The organism is Pectobacterium fontis, from assembly GCF_000803215.1.
GTDB lineage: Bacteria > Pseudomonadota > Gammaproteobacteria > Enterobacterales > Enterobacteriaceae > Pectobacterium > Pectobacterium fontis.
Map to the genome: position 1 here is coordinate 60,110 of NZ_JSXC01000019.1, position 19,503 is coordinate 79,612.

Annotated in this window: 16 protein-coding genes; 13 read left to right on the plus strand and 3 right to left on the minus strand. The window is 53.2% G+C overall.

Annotated elements, in window-relative coordinates; genetic code table 11:
- Positions 1-551: 551 nt before the first annotated feature.
- Positions 552-2,213: a methyl-accepting chemotaxis protein gene (locus tag OI69_RS07120; RefSeq protein WP_039347993.1), complete on the plus strand. Its 1,662-nt coding sequence runs from the start codon at positions 552-554 to the stop codon at positions 2,211-2,213.
- A gap of 176 nt (positions 2,214-2,389) precedes the next feature.
- Here OI69_RS07120 and OI69_RS07125 read toward each other — a convergent pair whose 3' ends face one another.
- Positions 2,390-3,217 (minus strand): dienelactone hydrolase family protein, encoded by an 828-nt coding sequence (locus OI69_RS07125; protein ID WP_039347996.1) that lies wholly within the window; start codon positions 3,215-3,217, stop codon positions 2,390-2,392.
- 333 nt (positions 3,218-3,550) lie between these two features.
- Here OI69_RS07125 and udp point away from each other — a divergent pair, with 333 nt between their 5' ends.
- Together udp and OI69_RS07135 are read left to right on the plus strand one after the other, a co-directional pair.
- Complete coding sequence (gene udp, locus OI69_RS07130; protein ID WP_039347999.1) at positions 3,551-4,321, plus strand: uridine phosphorylase; 771 nt, start codon at positions 3,551-3,553, stop codon at positions 4,319-4,321.
- Between the two features lie 145 nt (positions 4,322-4,466).
- On the plus strand, positions 4,467-5,249 hold the full coding sequence (locus OI69_RS07135) for a tyrosine-protein phosphatase (protein ID WP_039348002.1): 783 nt from the start codon (positions 4,467-4,469) through the stop codon (positions 5,247-5,249).
- A gap of 67 nt (positions 5,250-5,316) precedes the next feature.
- Here OI69_RS07135 and ppc read toward each other — a convergent pair whose 3' ends face one another.
- Together ppc and argE are read right to left on the minus strand one after the other, a co-directional pair.
- Complete coding sequence (gene ppc / locus OI69_RS07140) at positions 5,317-7,956, minus strand: phosphoenolpyruvate carboxylase (RefSeq protein ID WP_039348005.1); 2,640 nt, start codon at positions 7,954-7,956, stop codon at positions 5,317-5,319.
- A gap of 309 nt (positions 7,957-8,265) precedes the next feature.
- Positions 8,266-9,417, minus strand: a complete 1,152-nt coding sequence (gene argE, locus OI69_RS07145) for an acetylornithine deacetylase (RefSeq protein WP_039348008.1) — start codon at positions 9,415-9,417, stop codon at positions 8,266-8,268.
- 202 nt (positions 9,418-9,619) lie between these two features.
- Here argE and argC point away from each other — a divergent pair, with 202 nt between their 5' ends.
- From argC to tatC, 10 genes are all read left to right on the plus strand, one after another.
- The gene (gene argC / locus OI69_RS07150; protein ID WP_039348011.1) at positions 9,620-10,624 is read left to right on the plus strand and encodes an N-acetyl-gamma-glutamyl-phosphate reductase; all 1,005 of its coding nucleotides are present in this window, start codon (positions 9,620-9,622) and stop codon (positions 10,622-10,624) included.
- Positions 10,625-10,661: 37 nt separating this feature from the next.
- Positions 10,662-11,435 (plus strand): acetylglutamate kinase, encoded by a 774-nt coding sequence (gene argB / locus OI69_RS07155; protein WP_039348014.1) that lies wholly within the window; start codon positions 10,662-10,664, stop codon positions 11,433-11,435.
- A 62-nt stretch (positions 11,436-11,497) separates the two neighbouring features.
- Positions 11,498-12,871, plus strand: coding sequence for an argininosuccinate lyase (argH, locus tag OI69_RS07160; protein WP_039348016.1), 1,374 nt, complete (start codon positions 11,498-11,500; stop codon positions 12,869-12,871).
- 213 nt (positions 12,872-13,084) lie between these two features.
- Positions 13,085-14,647, plus strand: a complete 1,563-nt coding sequence (gene rmuC, locus OI69_RS07165; protein ID WP_039348019.1) for a DNA recombination protein RmuC — start codon at positions 13,085-13,087, stop codon at positions 14,645-14,647.
- 131 nt (positions 14,648-14,778) lie between these two features.
- Complete coding sequence (gene ubiE / locus OI69_RS07170; RefSeq protein ID WP_039348022.1) at positions 14,779-15,534, plus strand: bifunctional demethylmenaquinone methyltransferase/2-methoxy-6-polyprenyl-1,4-benzoquinol methylase UbiE; 756 nt, start codon at positions 14,779-14,781, stop codon at positions 15,532-15,534.
- Positions 15,535-15,546: 12 nt separating this feature from the next.
- A complete protein-coding gene (ubiJ, locus tag OI69_RS07175; protein WP_039348025.1) occupies positions 15,547-16,170 on the plus strand; it encodes a ubiquinone biosynthesis protein UbiJ in 624 nt (207 codons plus the stop codon).
- Positions 16,167-17,807, plus strand: a complete 1,641-nt coding sequence (ubiB, locus tag OI69_RS07180; RefSeq protein ID WP_039348028.1) for a ubiquinone biosynthesis regulatory protein kinase UbiB — start codon at positions 16,167-16,169, stop codon at positions 17,805-17,807. Before ubiJ ends, ubiB begins: the two co-directional genes overlap by 4 nt.
- An 81-nt stretch (positions 17,808-17,888) precedes the next feature.
- The gene (gene tatA / locus OI69_RS07185) at positions 17,889-18,149 is read left to right on the plus strand and encodes a Sec-independent protein translocase subunit TatA (RefSeq protein ID WP_039348031.1); all 261 of its coding nucleotides are present in this window, start codon (positions 17,889-17,891) and stop codon (positions 18,147-18,149) included.
- A 3-nt stretch (positions 18,150-18,152) separates the two neighbouring features.
- Entirely contained in the window at positions 18,153-18,725 is a 573-nt protein-coding gene (gene tatB / locus OI69_RS07190; protein WP_039348033.1) for a Sec-independent protein translocase protein TatB, read from the plus strand.
- A gap of 3 nt (positions 18,726-18,728) precedes the next feature.
- Positions 18,729-19,481, plus strand: a complete 753-nt coding sequence (gene tatC, locus OI69_RS07195) for a Sec-independent protein translocase subunit TatC (RefSeq protein WP_039348037.1) — start codon at positions 18,729-18,731, stop codon at positions 19,479-19,481.
- Positions 19,482-19,503 lie beyond the last annotated feature (22 nt).

Here is a 19,503-nt window from a genome sequence, read left to right on the forward strand (position 1 = left end):
CCTGCATAAATAAAATACGCATTCTTTATTTTTCATATCAACGCGACCTGACTATCCTTCTATGTAATTGAAGCGTTATTTCTGTTAACGGTGCGTAGATTGATATGTGCTTTTACCGATCGAAATTAATTTTATGATAGTCAATGGCTATCTGTTATTTATTTTTGAATGATTTAAACGATCAAATGGTAAAGGTCATGTGCGATATGCCGATAAAATGAATAATACAGGAGCGGCTTCGGCTGTGTGAATTCGGAGAGGGAAGTCCATGATTTTCTCCTCAATCACGTCTTTCCGACCTTATCAGCTATATTTGTAGCACTGTTCGATTTATTTCCACGTTTGCACCTCAACACCCGAGGAAACTATTTGATCGTTGATCGCGCCTCTCATGCTGAGAGCGTGCGTAAAAATGCCTGCCTCAAGGTATCTCTGGCGCATCAGAAGGTTTATGCCCTTCGGGTAGCCAGCCATTCTCTACCCTGTTTTTTCATCAAGCTGCGATATGTGCGCAATTGACATTGCTATGCATTACTTAAAAGGAGTGAGACATGAATTTAGCGAATTGGCGTATTGGCTATCGACTGGGTGCTGGATTTGCCATCCTGATTTTGATGTTGTTTGCCGTGAGTATTTTTGCTCTTTCTAAGTTATCCAGTTTTCAGGATGGTGCCAGAGATATTGTCAAAGAGGTTTACCCGCAAACGGTGGATGCCAATAGTCTCATCGATAACGTCACCAGCATTTTGGTGGCGTATCAGCGGTTGATGTTGGTTTCCGGTCAGGAGCAAATCCAGGCAAATGTGGCGCGTGTGAATGAGTTTCGTCAGGAAATTAGCCGCCTGTTGGACAAGCTGGACAGCCAAACCGTTGAGGAGCGTTCGATCGCTCAGCTACGCGCTATCCACACGATTCGTGTCGAGTTTTTGAAGTCTGGCGATAAAATCATTAGTGAAGTGCAGGCTGGCAATCGGGATGCGGCGATTGAGGAATTCAATACCAACCTGAATGTCGTACAGCGCCAGTACCGTGATACGGTAAAACAATTGGTTAGCTATCAAGATGATGCGATGGACATCTCTGTGGAAACCATGTCTGCGGTATATCGCGAGTCTCGTATTATCCTCTTGCTTATTTTAGCACTCGGTGCGGTATCGGGTGCATTGATTGCCTGGTCTATCACGCGCAGCGTAACCCGACCAATACAGCAGGCTTTGCAAGTGGCAAATAAGGTGGCACAGGGCGACCTGACCTCACGTATCACTGTGACCAGCAAAGATGAAACCGGATTGTTGCTGCAATCGTTGGATCACATGAACACCAGCCTGAGCACGATTGTCGGGCAGGTACGTGATGGTGCAGAAGCCATCTCGACGGCGGCCTCACAGATTGCCGCAGGTAATCAGGATCTGTCATCGCGTACTGAAGAGCAGGCTAGCTCGCTGGAAGAAACGGCGGCTTCCATGGAACAGCTCACCTCCACGATTAAAAATACGGCAGAAAACACCCAGCAGGCGACGGAGGTTGCCAATAAAGCTTCCGGTGCTGCCAAGCAAAGCGGCGACGTGATGGTCTCCGTGACGCAGAAAATGCGTGGCATTCGTGATTCCTCCCAGCGTATGGCAGAAATTATTGGCGTGATTGACGGTATTGCCTTCCAAACCAATATTCTGGCGCTGAATGCGGCGGTTGAAGCGGCACGCGCGGGTGAACAGGGGCGTGGCTTTGCGGTGGTGGCGGGGGAAGTTCGTTCTCTGGCACAGCGTAGTGCAACCGCTGCGCGTGAGATCAAAGACTTGATTGACGACTCTGTGAGCAAAATTCAGGAAGGCATGTTGCTGGTGGATACGGCCGAAGAAACGATGGACGGCTTAACGGGCTATGTACGAGATGTGAATGAGATCATCAGTGAAATCTCTCAGGCGAGCCATGAACAGAGCGATGGCATCAATCAGATGAATCTGGCGGTGGGACAGATTGATACCACGACCCAGCAGAATGCGGCGTTGGTTGAAGAGTCTGCCTCCGCGGCCCTGTCTCTGCAAGCACAGGCTTCCGTGCTGACAGAGGCGGTGAGCGCCTTTAAGCTTTCGTCTTATGGTAATGTCAAAACCGTGTCTTATGCACCCGCTCCCACGCGTACGCCAACGCTGTCTTTAGCGCCAACTGCGATGAAAAACCAGCGCGATAACGGCGACTGGACGTCGTTTTAAGCGGCCTCTGTAACAAGGTAACGGTTAATGCCGATCGCGTCGGTATGGATGTAGGGGGAAACACGGCGATGAGGTTTCCATAGCGATGCCTCACGCCGTAGTAGCTCGCGGTTTTTCAATGGCTCACATCAGCATTAACCGATCGCCGATGGTTTTTTAGACATTGTGTGGTGGTGCTACGCCACCCCGTTTTTCTGGAACCACGTCAGCATACGCTGCCAGCCGTCACGCGCGGATTCTTCATGATAGCTGGGGCGGTAATCGGCATGGAAAGCATGTCCGGCATCGGGGTAAACGATAATCTCTGCCGCCGCGTTGGCAGCACGCAGCGCCTGCCGCATAGTCTCCACCTGCGCCAACGGAATACTCTCGTCTTTCGCACCATATAATCCCAGCACGGGCGCTTCCAATTCTGTTGCAATATCGACCGGGTGTTTCGGGCTATTTAGCGTTTTCTCACCGGTAAATTTTCCATACCAGGCAACGGCTGCCTTGATCTGCGGGTTGTGCGCGGCATAGAGCCAGGTGATGCGTCCACCCCAACAAAAACCTGTGATCGCCAGCTTGTTGGCATCGCCCCCCTGCTTAATCGCCCAGTTGGCAGTGTGATCGAGATCGGACAGCACCTGCGTATCCGGCACCTTATAAACCAGCTCGGTCAGGATTTGCTGAATATCGCTATAGTGGCTGGCGTCGCCCTGACGAAAATACAGCTCTGGCGCAATCGCCATATAACCCTGTTTGGCCAGCCTGCGACACACATCCTGAATATGTTGGTGCACACCGAAAATTTCCTGCACCACCAGAATGATAGGGAGCGGCCTATCATGATTTGCCGGTCTGGCGATATAAGCGGGTAGCTGCTCGCCCTGAGAAGGAATGGTGGTTTCACTGGCAATGATACCGACAGAATCCGTCGTAATGATGGAGGAGGTCTGCGGCTCCACCGCCGGGGATAGCCCTTGCGGAAGGTGTTTGAAGGTCGTCAGTTCATCAGTCTTCATTACGCGCTCTCCTGTTACCGGCCAGCCGGTTTTCATATAAAGAGGGATTTCAGAACATCTATGATAAATACGAACAATGATTAAAGAATCTACACTAGAAGACAATTAATCAGCAAAAATGAATTTTTCACCTCATTGAAAGTGATGTGAGTCACATATTTTATGTATGTTTGTATTCGTTTCTTTTTCATCAGTGACATTAGTCACTTAAAAAAGTGTAGCGATGCGCTAGAGTCTTTTCCAGAACGGACGCTTACAGACTGCGATAGGCAGCGTTTATGGGGCGTCCGGCGTGATTTCTCTGATACCCAATTGATTGCCCGGGAGGCAGTTATGTCTACATCTGATGTGTTCCATCTTGGTCTGGTCAAGAGCGATTTACAGGGCGCGACGCTGGCTATCGTGCCCGGCGATCCTGAACGCGTTGAGAAAATTGCTCGCCTGATGGATAACCCGGTGCATCTGGCCTCGCACCGTGAGTTTACCTCGTGGCGTGCGGAACTGGACGGCAAAGCGATTATTGTTTGCTCGACTGGTATTGGCGGCCCGTCAACCTCCATCGCGGTAGAAGAATTGGCACAGCTCGGCATCCGTACTTTCCTGCGTGTAGGCACAACGGGGGCGATTCAGTCCGGCATCAACGTCGGTGATGTCCTGGTCACTACTGCGGCCGTCCGTCTTGATGGTGCGAGCCTGCACTTCGCGCCGATGGAATTCCCCGCCGTGGCTGACTTCGGCTGTACCACCGCGCTGGTGGAGGCGGCAAAAGCCTCGGGTGCGGCGTTGCACGTAGGCATCACAGCGTCTTCCGATACGTTCTACCCCGGTCAGGAACGCTATGACACCTTCTCTGGACGCGTTGTACGCCGCTTCCGCGGTTCGATGGAAGAATGGCAGAGCATGGGTGTGCTGAACTATGAAATGGAATCCGCCACGCTGCTGACCATGTGCGCCAGCCAGGGGCTAAAAGCGGGGATGATCGCGGGTGTGATCGTGAACCGTACCCAGCAGGAAATCCCGGATGCGGCGACCATGAAGCTGGCCGAAACCACCGTGATTAAGGTGTTGCTGGAGGCGACGCGCAGACTGCTAGCCGCTGAGTAAACGAGCATAAATCAGATATTGGGCTGGTTATCGTGGGTGCCAGCCTTTATCCTGATAGCCTCTTGGATCATGGGGTTAACCTTCATTGTGCTAATGGTACGTGATACGGTTGCCTCACTCGCCTTTCAACCTCGTAAGGAGATGTATGATCGAACCCACGTTGCTTCATCCTTCGTTATTACCGCTGGATGGCGGAATCAACTTCCGCGATTTAGGCGGCAATCGGGCCGCTGACGGGCGGCTTATCCGACACGGTAAACTTTTTCGCTCCGGCTCGCTGGATCTGCTGAGTGAGGCGGATTGTGAACATCTTGCTGGTGTGCCTATTTCCCATGTGGTGGACTATCGGGATGCCGATGAAATTGCGCTAAAGCCCGATATATTGTGGGCAGGCGCTAGCTATCACGCGTATCCGGCCAACCCATTACGCCACGAAGTGACGGCCAATCTGGATTCACTCGGATCCGATGTGCTGGCGGCCTTTGATTCGCGGGCGTTTATGCTGGAGCTGTATCGCCGTTTACCTTTCAACAATTCGGCTTATAAACAGTTGGTGTCGCTGCTATTACGGACGGATGACGGCGGGCTGGTACAGCACTGTGCCGTGGGTAAAGATCGTACGGGGGTCGGCTCGGCGCTGGTGATGTTTGCGCTGGGGGCGGATGAACAGACGGTAATGGAAGATTACCTGCTCACGGACACGACGCTGACGCCATTCCGTCAACAGCTACTGGCGCATTTAGCGGAAACGCTGAATGAGAAAGCGCTGGGGCAGTTCTCTTATGTGTTGTCGGTGCAGGAAGAGTTCATCGTGACGGCGTTGCAGGCCATCTACGAACGACATGGTTCGATCGATAGCTGGCTTGAAGTGGAATACGGGCTGGATAACCGCGCGCGGCAGTATTTGCAGGATAAATATCTGGCGTAAGGTTTTCTTTTTAGGCCGGTCAGTTGACCGGCCTGTAGTTTTTCTGCGTATGTTGCTACCTGCGCAATTAACCCGTATTACGCATACCCGCTGCGACGCCAGCGATGGTGACCATCAGCGCCAGTTCGAGATCGGCGTCCGGTTGTTCCTGCTGACGCGAACGGTGCAGCAGTTCGGCCTGCAACACGTTCAGAGGGTCGGTGTAGACGTTACGCAGCGCGATGGACTCCGCGATCCACGGCAGATCCGCCATCAGGTGATCGTCATTGGAGATCGCCAGCACGATGTTGATGTCGGCGGCTAACTGATCGCGCAGTTGTTTCCCTAATGGCCACAGCTTCTCTTCCACCAGACGCTGATCGTAATACTCTGCCAGCCACAGGTCAGCTTTGGCGAACACCATCTCCAGCATGCCGATACGCGTCGAGAAGAACGGCCAGTCGCGGCACATCTCTTCCAACTGTCCCTGCTTGCCGTCGTCTACCACTTTCTGCAAACCGGCACCCGCACCGAGCCATGCTGGCAGCATCAGGCGGTTCTGCGTCCAGGCGAAAATCCACGGAATGGCACGCAGACTTTCCACGCCACCGTTCGGGCGACGTTTAGCCGGACGCGATCCCAACGGGAGTTTACCCAGTTCCAGCTCCGGCGTGGCGGCGCGGAAGTAAGGAACGAAATCCGGGTTCTCACGTACGTATCCACGATACATATCGCAGGACACGCGGGACAGCTCATCCATCACGTCGTGCCACTCCTGTTTTGGCTCCGGCGGCGGCAGCAGGTTCGCTTCCAGAATCGCACCGGTATATAACGCCAGACTGCTGATGGTGACTTCCGGCAGACCATATTTAAAGCGGATCATCTCGCCTTGTTCGGTCACGCGCAGGCCACCTTTCAGGCTGCCCGGCGGTTGTGACAACAGCGCGGCATGCGCCGGTGCGCCACCGCGACCAATAGAACCGCCACGTCCGTGGAACAGCGTCAGGGCGATGCCCGCTTTCTCACAGGTTTTGATCAGCGCGTCCTGTGCGCGGTATTGCGCCCAGGAGGCCGCCATCACACCCGCGTCTTTCGCGGAGTCGGAATAGCCGATCATGACCATTTGCTTGCCCTGAATAAAGCCGCGATACCAGTCGATGCTCAGCAATTGCGTCATGACATCATCGGCGTTGTTCAGGTCGTCCAGCGTTTCGAACAGCGGCGCGACAGGTAAGGCAAACGGGCAGCCCGCTTCTTTGAGCAGCAGATGAACAGCCAGCACATCGGAAGGTGTACGAGCCATCGAAATGACATAAGCCGCGACGGAGCCGATAGGGGCTTTGGCGATCACCCGACAGGTATCCAGCACTTCCTTGGTATCCGCACTCGGTTCCCAGTAGCGCGGCAGCAGCGGGCGCTTGGAGCTAAGTTCACGAATCAGGAAAGCCTGCTTATCGGATTCAGACCAGCTTTCGTAGTCGCCCAGACCCAGATAGCGGGTAATTTCGGCCAGCGCTTCGGTATGGCGGGTGCTTTCCTGACGCACATCGATGCGTACCAACGGTACACCAAAGCAGCGTACGCGGCGCAGCGTGTCCAGCAGGCTGCCGTCGGCAATAATGCCCATGCCGCAGGCTTTCAGCGACTGGTAGCAGGCGTGAAGCGGTTCCCAGAGTTGCTCGTTGGTCAGCAGCAGATCTTTGGGCGGCAGACGTTCTTCACCCGTCAGGCGTGCTTCCAGATAGCTCAGCGTGCTGCTCAACTGTGAACGCAGTGACTTCATGATGGCGCGGTACGGTTCCTGTACCTCGCTGCCTCCGGCCCGTTCCAGCAGCTCGGGCGTACATTCGGACATCGACAGTTCGGAAACCAGCACCTGAATATCGCGCAGGAACAGATCGGCGGCCTTCCAGCGGCTGAGCAACAGCACATGGCGGGTGACTTCTGCCGTCACGTTCGGGTTGCCGTCACGGTCGCCGCCCATCCAGGAGGTAAAGCGCACCGGTACGGCATCCACCGGCAAACGATAGCCGAAAGCCTGTTCCAACTGCTCATCCAGTTCACGTAAAAACGCAGGAACGCCTTCCCACAGGCTGTTTTCCACCACGGCAAAGCCCCATTTGGCTTCATCTACCGGGGTCGGGCGAATTTTGCGGATTTCATCGGTATGCCAGGACTGCGCGATCAATTGGCGCAGGCGGCGCATGATCTGGTTGCGTTCATAATCAGCCAGATCGTTGTGATCGAGCTGCTTGAGGCAGGTGTTCACTTCCACTAGCTTGTGGATCAGCGTGCGACGGGTAATTTCGGTCGGATGTGCGGTCAACACCAGCTCAATCGACAGGGATTCCACGGCGTCGCGGATATCGCGTTCGGTCAGATCTTTGCTTTCCTTCAGGCGTTCAAACGCATTAGAAAGCTGTGCCGGATTACTCGCGGCTTCGCCGTGCGGTGAAATCGTATGGTATTGCTCAGCGGTGTTGGTCAGGTTAAGGAACTGGCTGAATGCGCGGGCAACGGGCAACAGTTCATCGTTAGACAGGTTTTGCAGCGTGCTCAGCAACTCCTGACGGTGTTTTTCATTACCTGCGCGAGAAGACTTTGACAACTTACGGATTGTTTCGACTTTATCAAGGATGTTCTCACCCAGTGCTTCCTTGATGGTATCGCCGAGCAGCTTACCGAGCATACTGACGTTACTACGCATTGCGGAATATTGTTCGTTCATAGTTACCCTGACCCATCCCTACCATTTTTGTAAGTTTATTTCACTTGACATATTTTAACGCACTGCATCCATCTAGCCACGATAAGGCGATTTCGTCAATTGACGATTCCTTCTTCTCCTTATTCTTTGTACTTGCATTGAGGCGGGCTTGGCAATTTGTGAAATTTAATTACAGAGGCGCGGATATTAGGGTAACTAATTAGCAGGGAGGGATGGCGGGGCACTGCGGCTCTGCGATAAAATCTTTCTTCTTCATGAGCGGTCTCAACATGGCCTTGCCAACATAGCTGACAAGGCTGCTTGCACGGATCAGTGGTGGCAGAAGTGATGAATCACCTGCGCAATCAGTTCCCGCGTCGGTTTGATAAATTGGGTATCAATGTATTCATCCGGCTGGTGCGCCTGTTCGATCGATCCTGGCCCCAGCACCAGCGTCGGGCACAGCGTCTGAATAAACGGCGCTTCGGTGCAGTAGTTGACGATTTCCGTTTTCGTTCCCAGCAAATTCTCCACGACGGCTATCAGACGGTGATCCGGCGGGCACTCATAGCCAGGAATGGGGGGATGTAGCTCGTTGATGGTCAAGCGTCCCGGCCAGCGCTGGCTGACAGGCTCCAGCGCTTCTGACAGCAGCCCGTTCAGATCGTTAAGCGTTATGCCCGGCAGTGGGCGGATATCCATATGTAGTTCGCAGCAACCACAGATGCGGTTAGCGGCATCGCCGCCGTGAATGTGCCCGAGGTTCATGGTGGGATGCGGAATGTGGAAAATCGGGTTGTGATAGCGTTCCTGTAAGGTGTTACGCAGCACCAGCAGGTGGGAAATCGCCTCGTGCATCAACTCAATCGCGTTCACGCCGCGTGAAGGATCGCTGGAGTGGCCGGACTGTCCCTGAATGCGAACCGCGTTGGACATATGGCCTTTATGTGCGCGTACCGGCTGCAGCGAGGTCGGCTCGCCGATGATGGCGCAGTCCGGGCGAATCTGCGTGGATTCGGAAAAATACTGGGCTCCGGCCATGGTGGTTTCTTCATCTGCGGTTGCCAGAACGTAGAGCGGCTTGGTCAGTTTGGTCGGGTCGATATCGCGCAACGCATCAAGAATAAAGGCAAAAAAACCTTTCATATCTGCCGTACCCAGACCGTACAGCTTATTGTCGTGTTCGGTCAGCGTGAAGGGATCGCGCGTCCAGCGGCCGTCGTCGAATGGCACGGTGTCGGTGTGCCCTGCCAACAATAAGCCACCTTTTCCTTCACCAATCCGCGCCAGCATATTAAATTTATTGCGCGTGCCGGGAACCGGTTGGACTTCCACATGGAAACCGAGATCGCCGAACCAGCCTGCCAGCAGGTTGATTAATGCCTGATTACTTTGATCGAGCGCGCTGTCGGTGGCACTGATGGACGGTGTAGCGATTAGTGCCCGATATAGCTCAATAAAAGGGGGTAAATTCATCTTCACTGTTGACAGCCTCTGGTTAGGATAGTATCAATATTCATGCATTTATTGTGAATAAAAATACATTAATGCCTGGTGAAAGGAAACCCAAAGGTACGGCGATGGCGAGTCGTCACTTTCACTGAGCTTCGCGGGTGAACAGCGTACCGACGCTGGTGAGCCCTGTTACCTGTTTCATAGAAAAGTAAGAAGGTATACGGATCCCATGCTGAATACGCTGATTGTTGGTGCAAGTGGTTATACCGGCGCTGAGCTTGCGCTCTACCTGAACCGTCACCCACAGATGAACATAACCGCTTTGATGGTTTCTGCGCAAAGTGTCGATGCAGGAAAATTGATTTCTGATTTACACCCGCAGCTTAAAGGCATCATCGATGTTCCGGTAAAACCGCTGACCGATGCGCAAGAAGCGGCGAAAGGGGTGGATGTGGTTTTTCTGGCGACTGACCACAAAGTCAGCCACGATTTAGCCCCGGTGTTTCTGGCGGCTGGCTGTACCGTTTTTGATTTATCCGGCGCGTTCCGCGTGCAGGATGCCGAATTCTATCGTCGCTACTATGGTTTTGAACACCAGCACGCCGACTGGCTGGCAAAAGCGGTTTACGGTCTGGCGGAATGGCGTGCGGAAAGTGTGAAGCAGGCACAACTGATCGCGGTCCCAGGCTGCTATCCCACCGCTGCGCAACTGGCGCTGAAGCCACTGCTGGACGCCCAACTGCTGAACCCGGCTCAGTGGCCGGTGATCAATGCCGTGAGCGGCGTGAGCGGCGCGGGGCGTAAAGCATCGCTGACCAGCAGCTTCTGTGAAGTGAGCCTGCAACCGTACGGCATTTTCAACCACCGCCATGAACCTGAAATTTCAACTCACCTCGGTACGCCGGTGATCTTTACGCCGCATCTGGGCAACTTCGCTCGCGGTATTCTGGAAACCATCACCTGTCGCTTGCAGCCGGGCGTTACACAGCAGGATGTCGCCGAAGCCTATCACAACGCCTATCATGATAAGCCGCTGGTTCGCCTGTATGATAAGGGCGTGCCAGCGTTGAAGTCCGTTGTCGGCCTGCCGTTCTGCGATATCGGTTTCTCCGTTGAGGGTGAGCATCTGATTGTGGTCGCCACGGAAGATAACCTGCTGAAAGGCGCGGCGGCGCAGGCCGTGCAATGTATGAACATTCGCTTTGGTTTCCCTGAAACCCAATCGTTAATTTAATGACTACTGGTCCCGACATTTCGAGGCACTAAGCATAATGAATCCGTTAATTATCAAGTTAGGTGGCGTTTTACTGGACAGCGAAGAAGCGCTGGAGCGTTTGTTCACCGCGCTGGTGACTTACCGTCAGGTGCATCAGCGGCCGTTGGTGATCGTTCACGGCGGCGGCTGTCTGGTGGATGAGCTAATGAAAAAGCTGTCGCTGCCTGTGGTGAAGAAAAACGGCTTGCGCGTTACGCCTGCCGATCAGATCGACATCATCACGGGGGCGCTGGCGGGTTCCGCTAACAAAACGCTGCTGTCATGGGCGAAGAAGCATGACATCAACTCGGTTGGCTTGTGTCTGGGCGATGGCGGCAGCACGACGGTCACGCAGTTAGATGAAGCGCTGGGTTTTGTGGGTAAAGCGGAAGCGGGATCGCCTGCACTGCTGAATACGCTGCTGTCTGCGGGCTATCTGCCTGTTGTTAGCTCTATCGGTATTACGGCGCAGGGCGACCTGATGAACGTCAATGCCGATCAGGCGGCGACGGCGCTGGCGCAAACGCTGGGCGCGGATTTAATCCTGCTGTCCGACGTGAGTGGCATTCTGGACGGTAAAGGCCAACGTATTGCCGAAATGACGGCAGAGAAAGCCGAGCAACTGATTGCTCAGGGCATCATCACCGACGGCATGATTGTGAAGGTCAACGCCGCGCTGGATGCCGCGCGTGCGCTGGGGCGTCCGGTTGATATCGCCAGTTGGCGTCACGCTGAGCAACTACCTGCGTTGTTCAACGGCGTGGCGATTGGTACGCGTATTCTGGCGTAAGTGGTTTCTGGGTATGGCATGATGCGATACCAACATGAATGACATTTTTGGGAGTAAGAGCTATGGCTTTGTGGGGCGGTCGGTTTAGTCAGGCAGCAGATCAGCGTTTTAAACAATTTAATGACTCACTGCGGTTTGATTACCGTCTGGCGGAACAGGACATCGTTGGTTCGATTGGCTGGTCAAAAGCGCTGGTGACGGTCAATGTGCTCAGCGAGCAGGAGCAGCAGCAACTGGAACAGGCGCTAAATGCGCTGCTGGTTGAGGTTCAAGCCGATCCTGAGATGATCCTGCAAAGCGATGCAGAAGATATTCATAGCTGGGTTGAACAGCGCCTGATCGAGAAAGTCGGTGATTTAGGTAAAAAGCTGCATACCGGCCGTAGCCGTAACGATCAGGTGGCGACCGATCTGAAACTGTGGTGCAAGGCACAGATTGCCGAGCTGCTGTTGTCGGTACGCCAGTTGCGTCAGGCGTTGGTTACGACGGCGGAAGCCAATCAGGATGCGGTGATGCCGGGTTACACCCACTTGCAGCGCGCACAGCCAGTGACGTTTGCCCACTGGTGTCTGGCCTACCACGAAATGCTGGCGCGCGATGAAAGCCGTCTGGAAGATACGCTCAAGCGTCTGGATGTCAGCCCGTTGGGCTGCGGTGCGCTGGCGGGAACGGCGTATCCGATTGACCGCGAACAACTGGCGGGCTGGTTAGGGTTTGCCTCGGCCACGCGTAACAGTCTGGACACGGTTTCCGATCGCGATCATGTGCTGGAACTGCTATCTGATGCCTCGATCGGCATGGTCCATCTGTCGCGCTTTGCCGAAGATCTGATTTTCTTCAACAGCGGTGAAGCGGCGTTTGTCGAGCTGTCTGACCGTGTGACATCCGGTTCTTCCCTGATGCCACAGAAGAAAAACCCGGATGCGCTGGAGCTGATTCGCGGTAAATGCGGTCGCGTACAGGGCGCGTTGACAGGCATGATGATGACGCTCAAAGGCCTGCCGCTGGCGTACAACAAAGACATGCAGGAAGACAAAGAAGGGCTGTTTGATGCGCTGGATACCTGGCATGACTGCCTGATGATGGCGGGTCTGGTGCTGGAAGGCATTCAGGTTAAGCGTCCACGTTGTAAAGAAGCGGCTGAGCAAGGCTACGCGAACTCCACCGAACTGGCGGATTATCTGGTGGCGAAAGGCGTTCCGTTCCGTGAAGCGCACCACATCGTAGGTGAAGCGGTGGTGGAAGCGATTCGTCAGGGTAAAGCGCTGGAAGCGCTGCCGCTGGCCGATCTGCAAAAATTCAGCGCGGTGATTGGCGAGGATGTATACCCCATTCTGGCGTTGCAATCCTGTCTGGATAAACGCGCTGCGCAAGGTGGTGTGTCACCCCAGCAGGTCGCTAAAGCGATCAGCGATGCGAAACAGCGTTTAAGCTAAGTCCACGCTGTACCCTAAGTTCCCCCAACATTGGTGTTGGGGGAATTTCAGCGTTACTCATCTGATTCTTCTGCAAATTATCGCCTATCCCTGTTCATATGGAATGCGGTTCGCATTTTTCTACTCAGTACATCCTCAACCTGAATTGTTTCTGGACATCCATACAGTATCATTTTACCTTGACCGACAGCGTGGAAGGCCGGCGGAGGCAAAGTGGATATCAGCATATTTTATGGTCTGGGCGGCAGTGCTGTGGGGCTATTGGTCGGGTGGTTGATTGCCAGCCTGATTCATCAGCAGAAGCTGGCGCAGCATGACACCGAACAGCGGCTGTTAGCGCAGACATTGCAACAGGCGCAACAGTCACTCAGCGAACAGCAACAGGTTAAGCAGCAAGATGAACAGCGCATACGGCAAAACGAGCTGGAATTGCGCACGGCTCATGCTCAACTCTCTGCCAACCATGAAAAACTGCAACAGCTTGCGGAACTCCGCGCGGAGTGCGTGCAGCTAAATCAGGAACTGCGTGTGTTGCGCGAAATCAATAGCGCGCAGGAGGCGGAACTGCGTGAAGTCACTATTCGGCTGGAAGAAACCCGTATGGCGGCGGAAGAAAAGCAGCGGCTGCTGAGCAATAGCGAACAGCGGCTGACGACGCAGTTTGAGAATCTGGCGAACCGGATTTTTGAACACAGCGGGCGCAAGGTGGATGAGCAAAATAAACAGAGTCTGGATAAGCTGCTAATGCCGCTGCGCGAGCAGCTTGATGGGTTCCGGCGTCAGGTACAGGACAGCTTTGGCGCGGAGGCGCGTGAACGCCACACGCTGGCGCACGAAATCCGCAATCTGCAACAGTTGAACGCGAAAATGGCACATGAGGCCATCAACCTGACGAAAGCGCTAAAAGGTGACAATAAAACGCAAGGTAACTGGGGCGAGGTGGTGTTAAGTCGCGTGCTGGAGGCCTCTGGCCTGCGTGAAGGCTATGAGTACCAAACACAGGTTAGCGTGCAAACGGGGACGAATAGCCGCCTGCAACCCGATGTCATTGTGCGTTTACCGCAGGGCAAAGATGTCGTGATCGATGCCAAGATGTCGCTGGTGGCTTACGAGCGTTATTTCAATAGTGACGATGATGCAGAGCGCAGTGTGGCGCTGAATGAACATTTGCTCTCGGTGCGTAGCCACATTCGCCAACTGAGCAGCAAAGATTACCAGCAGCTTCCGGGACTGCGTTCGTTAGACTATGTACTGATGTTTATTCCCGTCGAACCCGCTTTTCTGGTCGCTATCGATCGCCAGCCCGAATTGATCAACGAGGCGTTAAAGCACAATATTATGCTGGTCAGCCCGACCACGCTGCTGGTGGCGTTACGCACCATCACCAATTTATGGCGCTATGAACAACAGAGTCGCAATGCGCAGCAGATCGCGGAAAAGGCGTCGCGGCTATACGATAAACTGCGGTTGTTTGTCGACGACATGGAGACGCTGGGACAGAGTCTGGATAAGGCACAGGGCACGTACCGCCAAGCGATGAATAAACTTTCCTCTGGGCGTGGTAACCTTATCGGCCAAGCCGAGGGGTTCCGCGCGTTGGGTGTTGAAATTAAACGCACGATCAGCCCGTCATTGGCGGAAAAAGCCACGGCGCATGAGCACGCTGAGCACGACGCATTATCTGACTCAGTCGCCTCCAACCGTGCCTCACCTGCCGTAAAAACGGAAGGTGAGGAGGGGAAAGCCGCCGTCGCTACTCGTACTAACCCGGACTAGACAGGTATGGATTTCACGGGTTGGCACCCATGTGATACGAAATTAGTGCAGTGGGGTTTTTATACGGGTCTGGTACACTCTTACCATTAATGGGTAGACCCGAAATTTGACTGGAATAGTAGGCGGATAAGATGGCAAGTGAGCAGGAGAAAACGGCCGACTTTGGTTTTCGGACTGTCGCCAGGGATGAAAAAGAAGTCATGGTGGCTGAGGTTTTTCATTCTGTAGCAGCAAAGTATGACTTAATGAATGACCTAATGTCTTTCGGTATCCATCGTATCTGGAAGCGTTTCACCATTGAATGCAGTGGGGTAAGACGTAACCAGCGTGTTCTGGATCTGGCCGGAGGAACAGGGGATTTAACCGCTAAATTCTCCCGTATGGTTGGCGAAGGTGGTGAAGTCATTCTGGCGGATATCAACGCATCCATGCTGAAAGTGGGTCGCGAGAAACTGCGTAACAAAGGCATTATTGACAATATCAACTATGTGCAGGCTAATGCAGAAGCGCTACCGTTCCCTGATGATTTCTTCGACTGCATAACGATCTCCTTTGGCCTACGCAACGTGACGGACAAAAACAAAGCGCTGCGCTCAATGTTCCGCGTGTTGAAGCCAGGTGGGCGGTTACTGGTGTTGGAGTTTTCCAAACCGGTGATCAAACAACTGAGCACCGTTTATGATGCTTATTCATTCCATATCCTGCCGAGGATTGGTGAAGCCGTGGCAAGTGATGCCGGGAGTTACCGCTATCTGGCTGAGTCCATCCGTATGCACCCCGATCAGGATACGCTGAAAGGGATGATGAGCGACGCCGGCTTTGACAGCGTTAACTACTTCAACCTCACTGGTGGCATTGTCGCGCTGCATCGTGGGTTCAAATTCTGATTGGAAACGCCAATGCTGATAACGTCTTTTCTGACTGCTACGCTGGAAACCGCGCTGAATCAGCTACTTTTTCACGATACTGCTTCTTGTGATAGAAGCATGAAATCCGCTCGCCAGCGCTTACAGGGAAAAACACTGCAAATTGAACTGGCTGAACTGGATGTGCCCGTGGTGCTGGTGTTTAACGAACAGCGGCTGGATGTGGTCAGCCAGTGGGGCGAGTTGGCTGATTGCCGCCTGAAAACCCGCGTGCCGGTGCTGATGAAATTACGCGATCGCCAGCAGCTATCATCTTTGATGCGTAGCGGTGAACTGGTGATTGAAGGTGATATTCACGTCGTTCAGCAGTTCATCATATTGTGCGATCTGGCGGAGTTCGATCCGGCGGAATGGCTGGCTCCGTATGTGGGCGATATTGTCGCTCAGGGACTTAGCCAGACGGCACAGAAAACCTTTAGTTTCCTGAAGCGATCGTTACATCGGCAACAACATTTCCTTGCTGAGACGGTAACGGAAGAGTGGCGACTGGCTCCAGGAAAATTGGAAAATGCCTGGTTCCATGAAGAGGTTGTTGCGCTGGAAAAATCCGCCGACATGTTGTCCGAACGGTTGGCGAAGCTGGAGGCTTTACGATGACGCCCGGTGAATTACGCCGCCTTTACAGCATTGTGCGTGTGCTGTTGAGCTATGGTCTGGACGAACTTATTCCTAAAATGCGTTTGACGCTTCCGCTGCGCGCGGGGCGTTGTCTTCTGTTCTGGTTACCTAACCGCCACCGCAACATGCCTTTAGGGGAACGCCTGCGTTTGGCGCTTCAGGAATTGGGGCCGGTGTGGATTAAATTCGGACAAATGATGTCTACGCGCCGCGATCTGTTCCCACCGGCTATCGCCGATCAACTGGCGATGTTGCAGGACAAGGTAGAGCCGTTTGATGGCAAACTGGCGCGTAAGCAAATTGAGCTATCGATGGGGGACATCCCTCTGGAAGCGTGGTTTGATGATTTTGACATTACACCACTAGCCTCAGCTTCAATAGCTCAAGTGCATACCGCACGCTTGAAAAGCACGGGAAAAGAGATCGTTATCAAAGTGATCCGCCCGGATATCCTGCCTGTTATCAAGGCCGACATGCGTCTGATGAAACGGCTGGCAGGCTGGTTGCCCCGTTTGTTGCCGGATGGTCGCCGCCTGCGTCCTCGTGAAGTCGTGTTGGAATACGAAAAAACGCTGCTTGATGAACTGAACCTGCTGCGAGAAGCGGCAAATGCCATCCAACTGCGGCGTAATTTTGATGATAGCCCGATGCTGTATGTGCCGGAAATCTATTCGGATTATTGCAGCGAAAGTATGCTGGTGATGGAGCGAATTTACGGTATTCCCGTTTCTGATATCGATGCGCTGAAAGCGAATGGTACAGATATGAAGCTACTGGCAGAGCGTGGCGTGCAGGTTTTCTTCACGCAGGTCTTCCGTGACAGTTTCTTCCATGCGGATATGCATCCGGGCAATATCTTTGTCAGCTATGAGCACCCAGAAGATCCGCAATACATCGGTATTGATTGTGGGATTGTCGGTTCGTTGAATAAAGAAGATAAGCGCTACCTTGCTGAGAATTTCATCGCTTTCTTCAACCGTGATTATCGCAAAGTCGCCGAACTGCATGTGGATTCTGGCTGGGTGCCGGCAGATACCAATGTTGCAGATTTTGAATTTGCGATTCGTACGGTTTGTGAACCGATCTTCGAGAAGCCGTTGGCGGAAATTTCGTTCGGCCATGTATTGTTGAATTTATTTAATACGGCACGTCGCTTCAATATGGAAGTGCAGCCTCAACTGGTGTTGCTGCAAAAAACGCTGCTGTATATTGAAGGTGTAGGCCGACAGCTTTATCCTCAGCTTGACCTGTGGAAAACGGCTAAGCCGTTTCTGGAAACCTGGCTCAAGCAGCAGGTCGGTTTGCCTGCGGTGTTCCGTGCTCTTAAAGAAAAAGCACCGTTCTGGGCTGAAAAATTGCCGGAAGTACCTGAATTGTTTTATGACGGGTTGCGTCAGCATAAGATGTTAAAGCACAGTGTCGATCAACTCGCCTATGAGTTGAAAACGCAGCATGCGCGGCAAGGGCAGTCACGATATCTTTTGGGTATTGGCGCAACGCTGTTAATCAGTGGTACGTTGTTACTGATCAGCCGTGTTGAAGCCGATATGGTTCCTGCGGGGCTGATGGCCGCCGGAATTGTTGCCTGGATTATCGGTTGGCGTCGAACTCGTTGAAGCAGATCATGATGCACGTCAGAATGACCTAATATAATAACGGTGGTTCTGTTGTTCCCCTTTTAAAAAGAGGTAAATGTTATGGGTGGTATTAGTATCTGGAATCTGTTGATTATCGCAGTCATCGTCATATTGCTGTTCGGAACCAACAAGCTGAGAACGCTGGGTTCGGATCTGGGGGCATCAATCAAAGGTTTTAAGAAAGCGATGGGTGACGATCAACCGTCCACTAATGCAGACAAAACGCAGCCGGACGCTGATTTCTCTACTAAGTCGATCGCTGACAACCAAACAGACGTCAAGCAGGACGAGACGAAGAGCCAGCATAAAGAGCAGGTGTAACCTGTGTTCGATATCGGTTTTGGTGAGTTGCTATTGGTGATGGTTCTTGGCCTGGTTGTTCTTGGGCCGGAGCGTTTACCTGTGGCGGTCAAGACAGTGGCGAGCTGGATTAGAACGCTGCGCTCACTGGCGTCTACTGTACAGAATGAGCTGTCGCAGGAGCTGAAACTTCAGGAGTTTCAGGAAAGCTTGAAGAAAGTCGAAAAAGCCAGTTTGCAGAATCTGTCCCCGGAGTTGAAAGCCTCAATGGATGAACTTAAAGAAGCGGCAGATGCGATGAAACGTGGCTATACCGAACCCGTGTCATTGCAAAAATCACATGATCATGGCGCGACGGGGGAACCGCAGCGCAACGTTCCGTTAAACGATCCTGAAGCCGCCTACGATGGGGTGATTGAAGCGGAAACCGCAGTACGTCCGGCAGATAGCCAGCAGAAGCCTGAAAACGCTGCTGCTGAACATCATCATGATGGTCGCAATGCCACAAGTGATGCTGCTGTCAGTAACGATAATACCAAACCTGAGCAGTCCCAGTTTTCTACTGTTTCTGCCCGTCAACCGAGCGATAGTCGTTAGTTTATGGCCGATGAAGATACTCAACCGCTAATTAGTCACCTGATTGAGCTACGTAAGCGGTTATTGAACAGCATCATCTGTGTGCTGGCGGTATTTATTGTGCTGGTTTTTTTTGCCAACGATATTTATCAACTGATTTCCGCTCCGCTCATTGAGCAACTGCCTGCCGGTGCGAACATGATCGCAACGGATGTTGCATCACCGTTCTTCACACCGATAAAGCTGACGATGATTGTCTCGGTGTTTGTTGCTGCGCCACTGGTTTTGTATCAGGTGTGGGCATTCGTCGCTCCCGCTCTGTATAAACACGAACGCCGTTTAATGATGCCGTTGCTGGTGTCGAGCAGCCTGCTGTTTTATGCGGGTATGGCGTTTGCCTATTTTGTCGTCTTCCCCTTGGCGTTCGGCTTTTTTACGAAAACAGCGCCCGTTGGCGTGCTGATTGCGACCGACATCAATAACTACCTCGATTTTGTTATGGCGCTGTTCATGGCGTTCGGCGTATCGTTTGAAGTGCCCGTTGCGATTGTGCTGCTCTGTTGGAGTGGCGTGGTGACGCCAGAAGAACTGAAGAAAAAGCGCCCCTATATTTTGGTGGGAGCATTCGTGGTGGGAATGTTGCTAACTCCGCCGGATGTGTTCTCACAGACGCTGCTGGCAATTCCCATGTACCTGCTGTTTGAGATCGGTGTCTTCTTCGCGCGGTTTTATGTTGGTAAAGGCCGACGGGCTGAGACGGAAGAGCCATCGCAGTGACTCACGGCTCCCTGCGGCAGGA

Coding starts and splice junctions, on each gene's coding strand:
- OI69_RS07120 (WP_039347993.1), top strand. CDS start 552: ATGAATTTAGCGAATTGGCGTATTGGCTATCGACTGGGTGCTGGATTT.
- OI69_RS07125 (WP_039347996.1), bottom strand. CDS start 3,217: ATGAAGACTGATGAACTGACGACCTTCAAACACCTTCCGCAAGGGCTA.
- udp (WP_039347999.1), top strand. CDS start 3,551: ATGTCTACATCTGATGTGTTCCATCTTGGTCTGGTCAAGAGCGATTTA.
- OI69_RS07135 (WP_039348002.1), top strand. CDS start 4,467: ATGATCGAACCCACGTTGCTTCATCCTTCGTTATTACCGCTGGATGGC.
- ppc (WP_039348005.1), bottom strand. CDS start 7,956: ATGAACGAACAATATTCCGCAATGCGTAGTAACGTCAGTATGCTCGGT.
- argC (WP_039348011.1), top strand. CDS start 9,620: ATGCTGAATACGCTGATTGTTGGTGCAAGTGGTTATACCGGCGCTGAG.
- argB (WP_039348014.1), top strand. CDS start 10,662: ATGAATCCGTTAATTATCAAGTTAGGTGGCGTTTTACTGGACAGCGAA.
- argH (WP_039348016.1), top strand. CDS start 11,498: ATGGCTTTGTGGGGCGGTCGGTTTAGTCAGGCAGCAGATCAGCGTTTT.
- ubiE (WP_039348022.1), top strand. CDS start 14,779: ATGGCAAGTGAGCAGGAGAAAACGGCCGACTTTGGTTTTCGGACTGTC.
- ubiJ (WP_039348025.1), top strand. CDS start 15,547: ATGCTGATAACGTCTTTTCTGACTGCTACGCTGGAAACCGCGCTGAAT.
- ubiB (WP_039348028.1), top strand. CDS start 16,167: ATGACGCCCGGTGAATTACGCCGCCTTTACAGCATTGTGCGTGTGCTG.
- tatA (WP_039348031.1), top strand. CDS start 17,889: ATGGGTGGTATTAGTATCTGGAATCTGTTGATTATCGCAGTCATCGTC.
- tatC (WP_039348037.1), top strand. CDS start 18,729: ATGGCCGATGAAGATACTCAACCGCTAATTAGTCACCTGATTGAGCTA.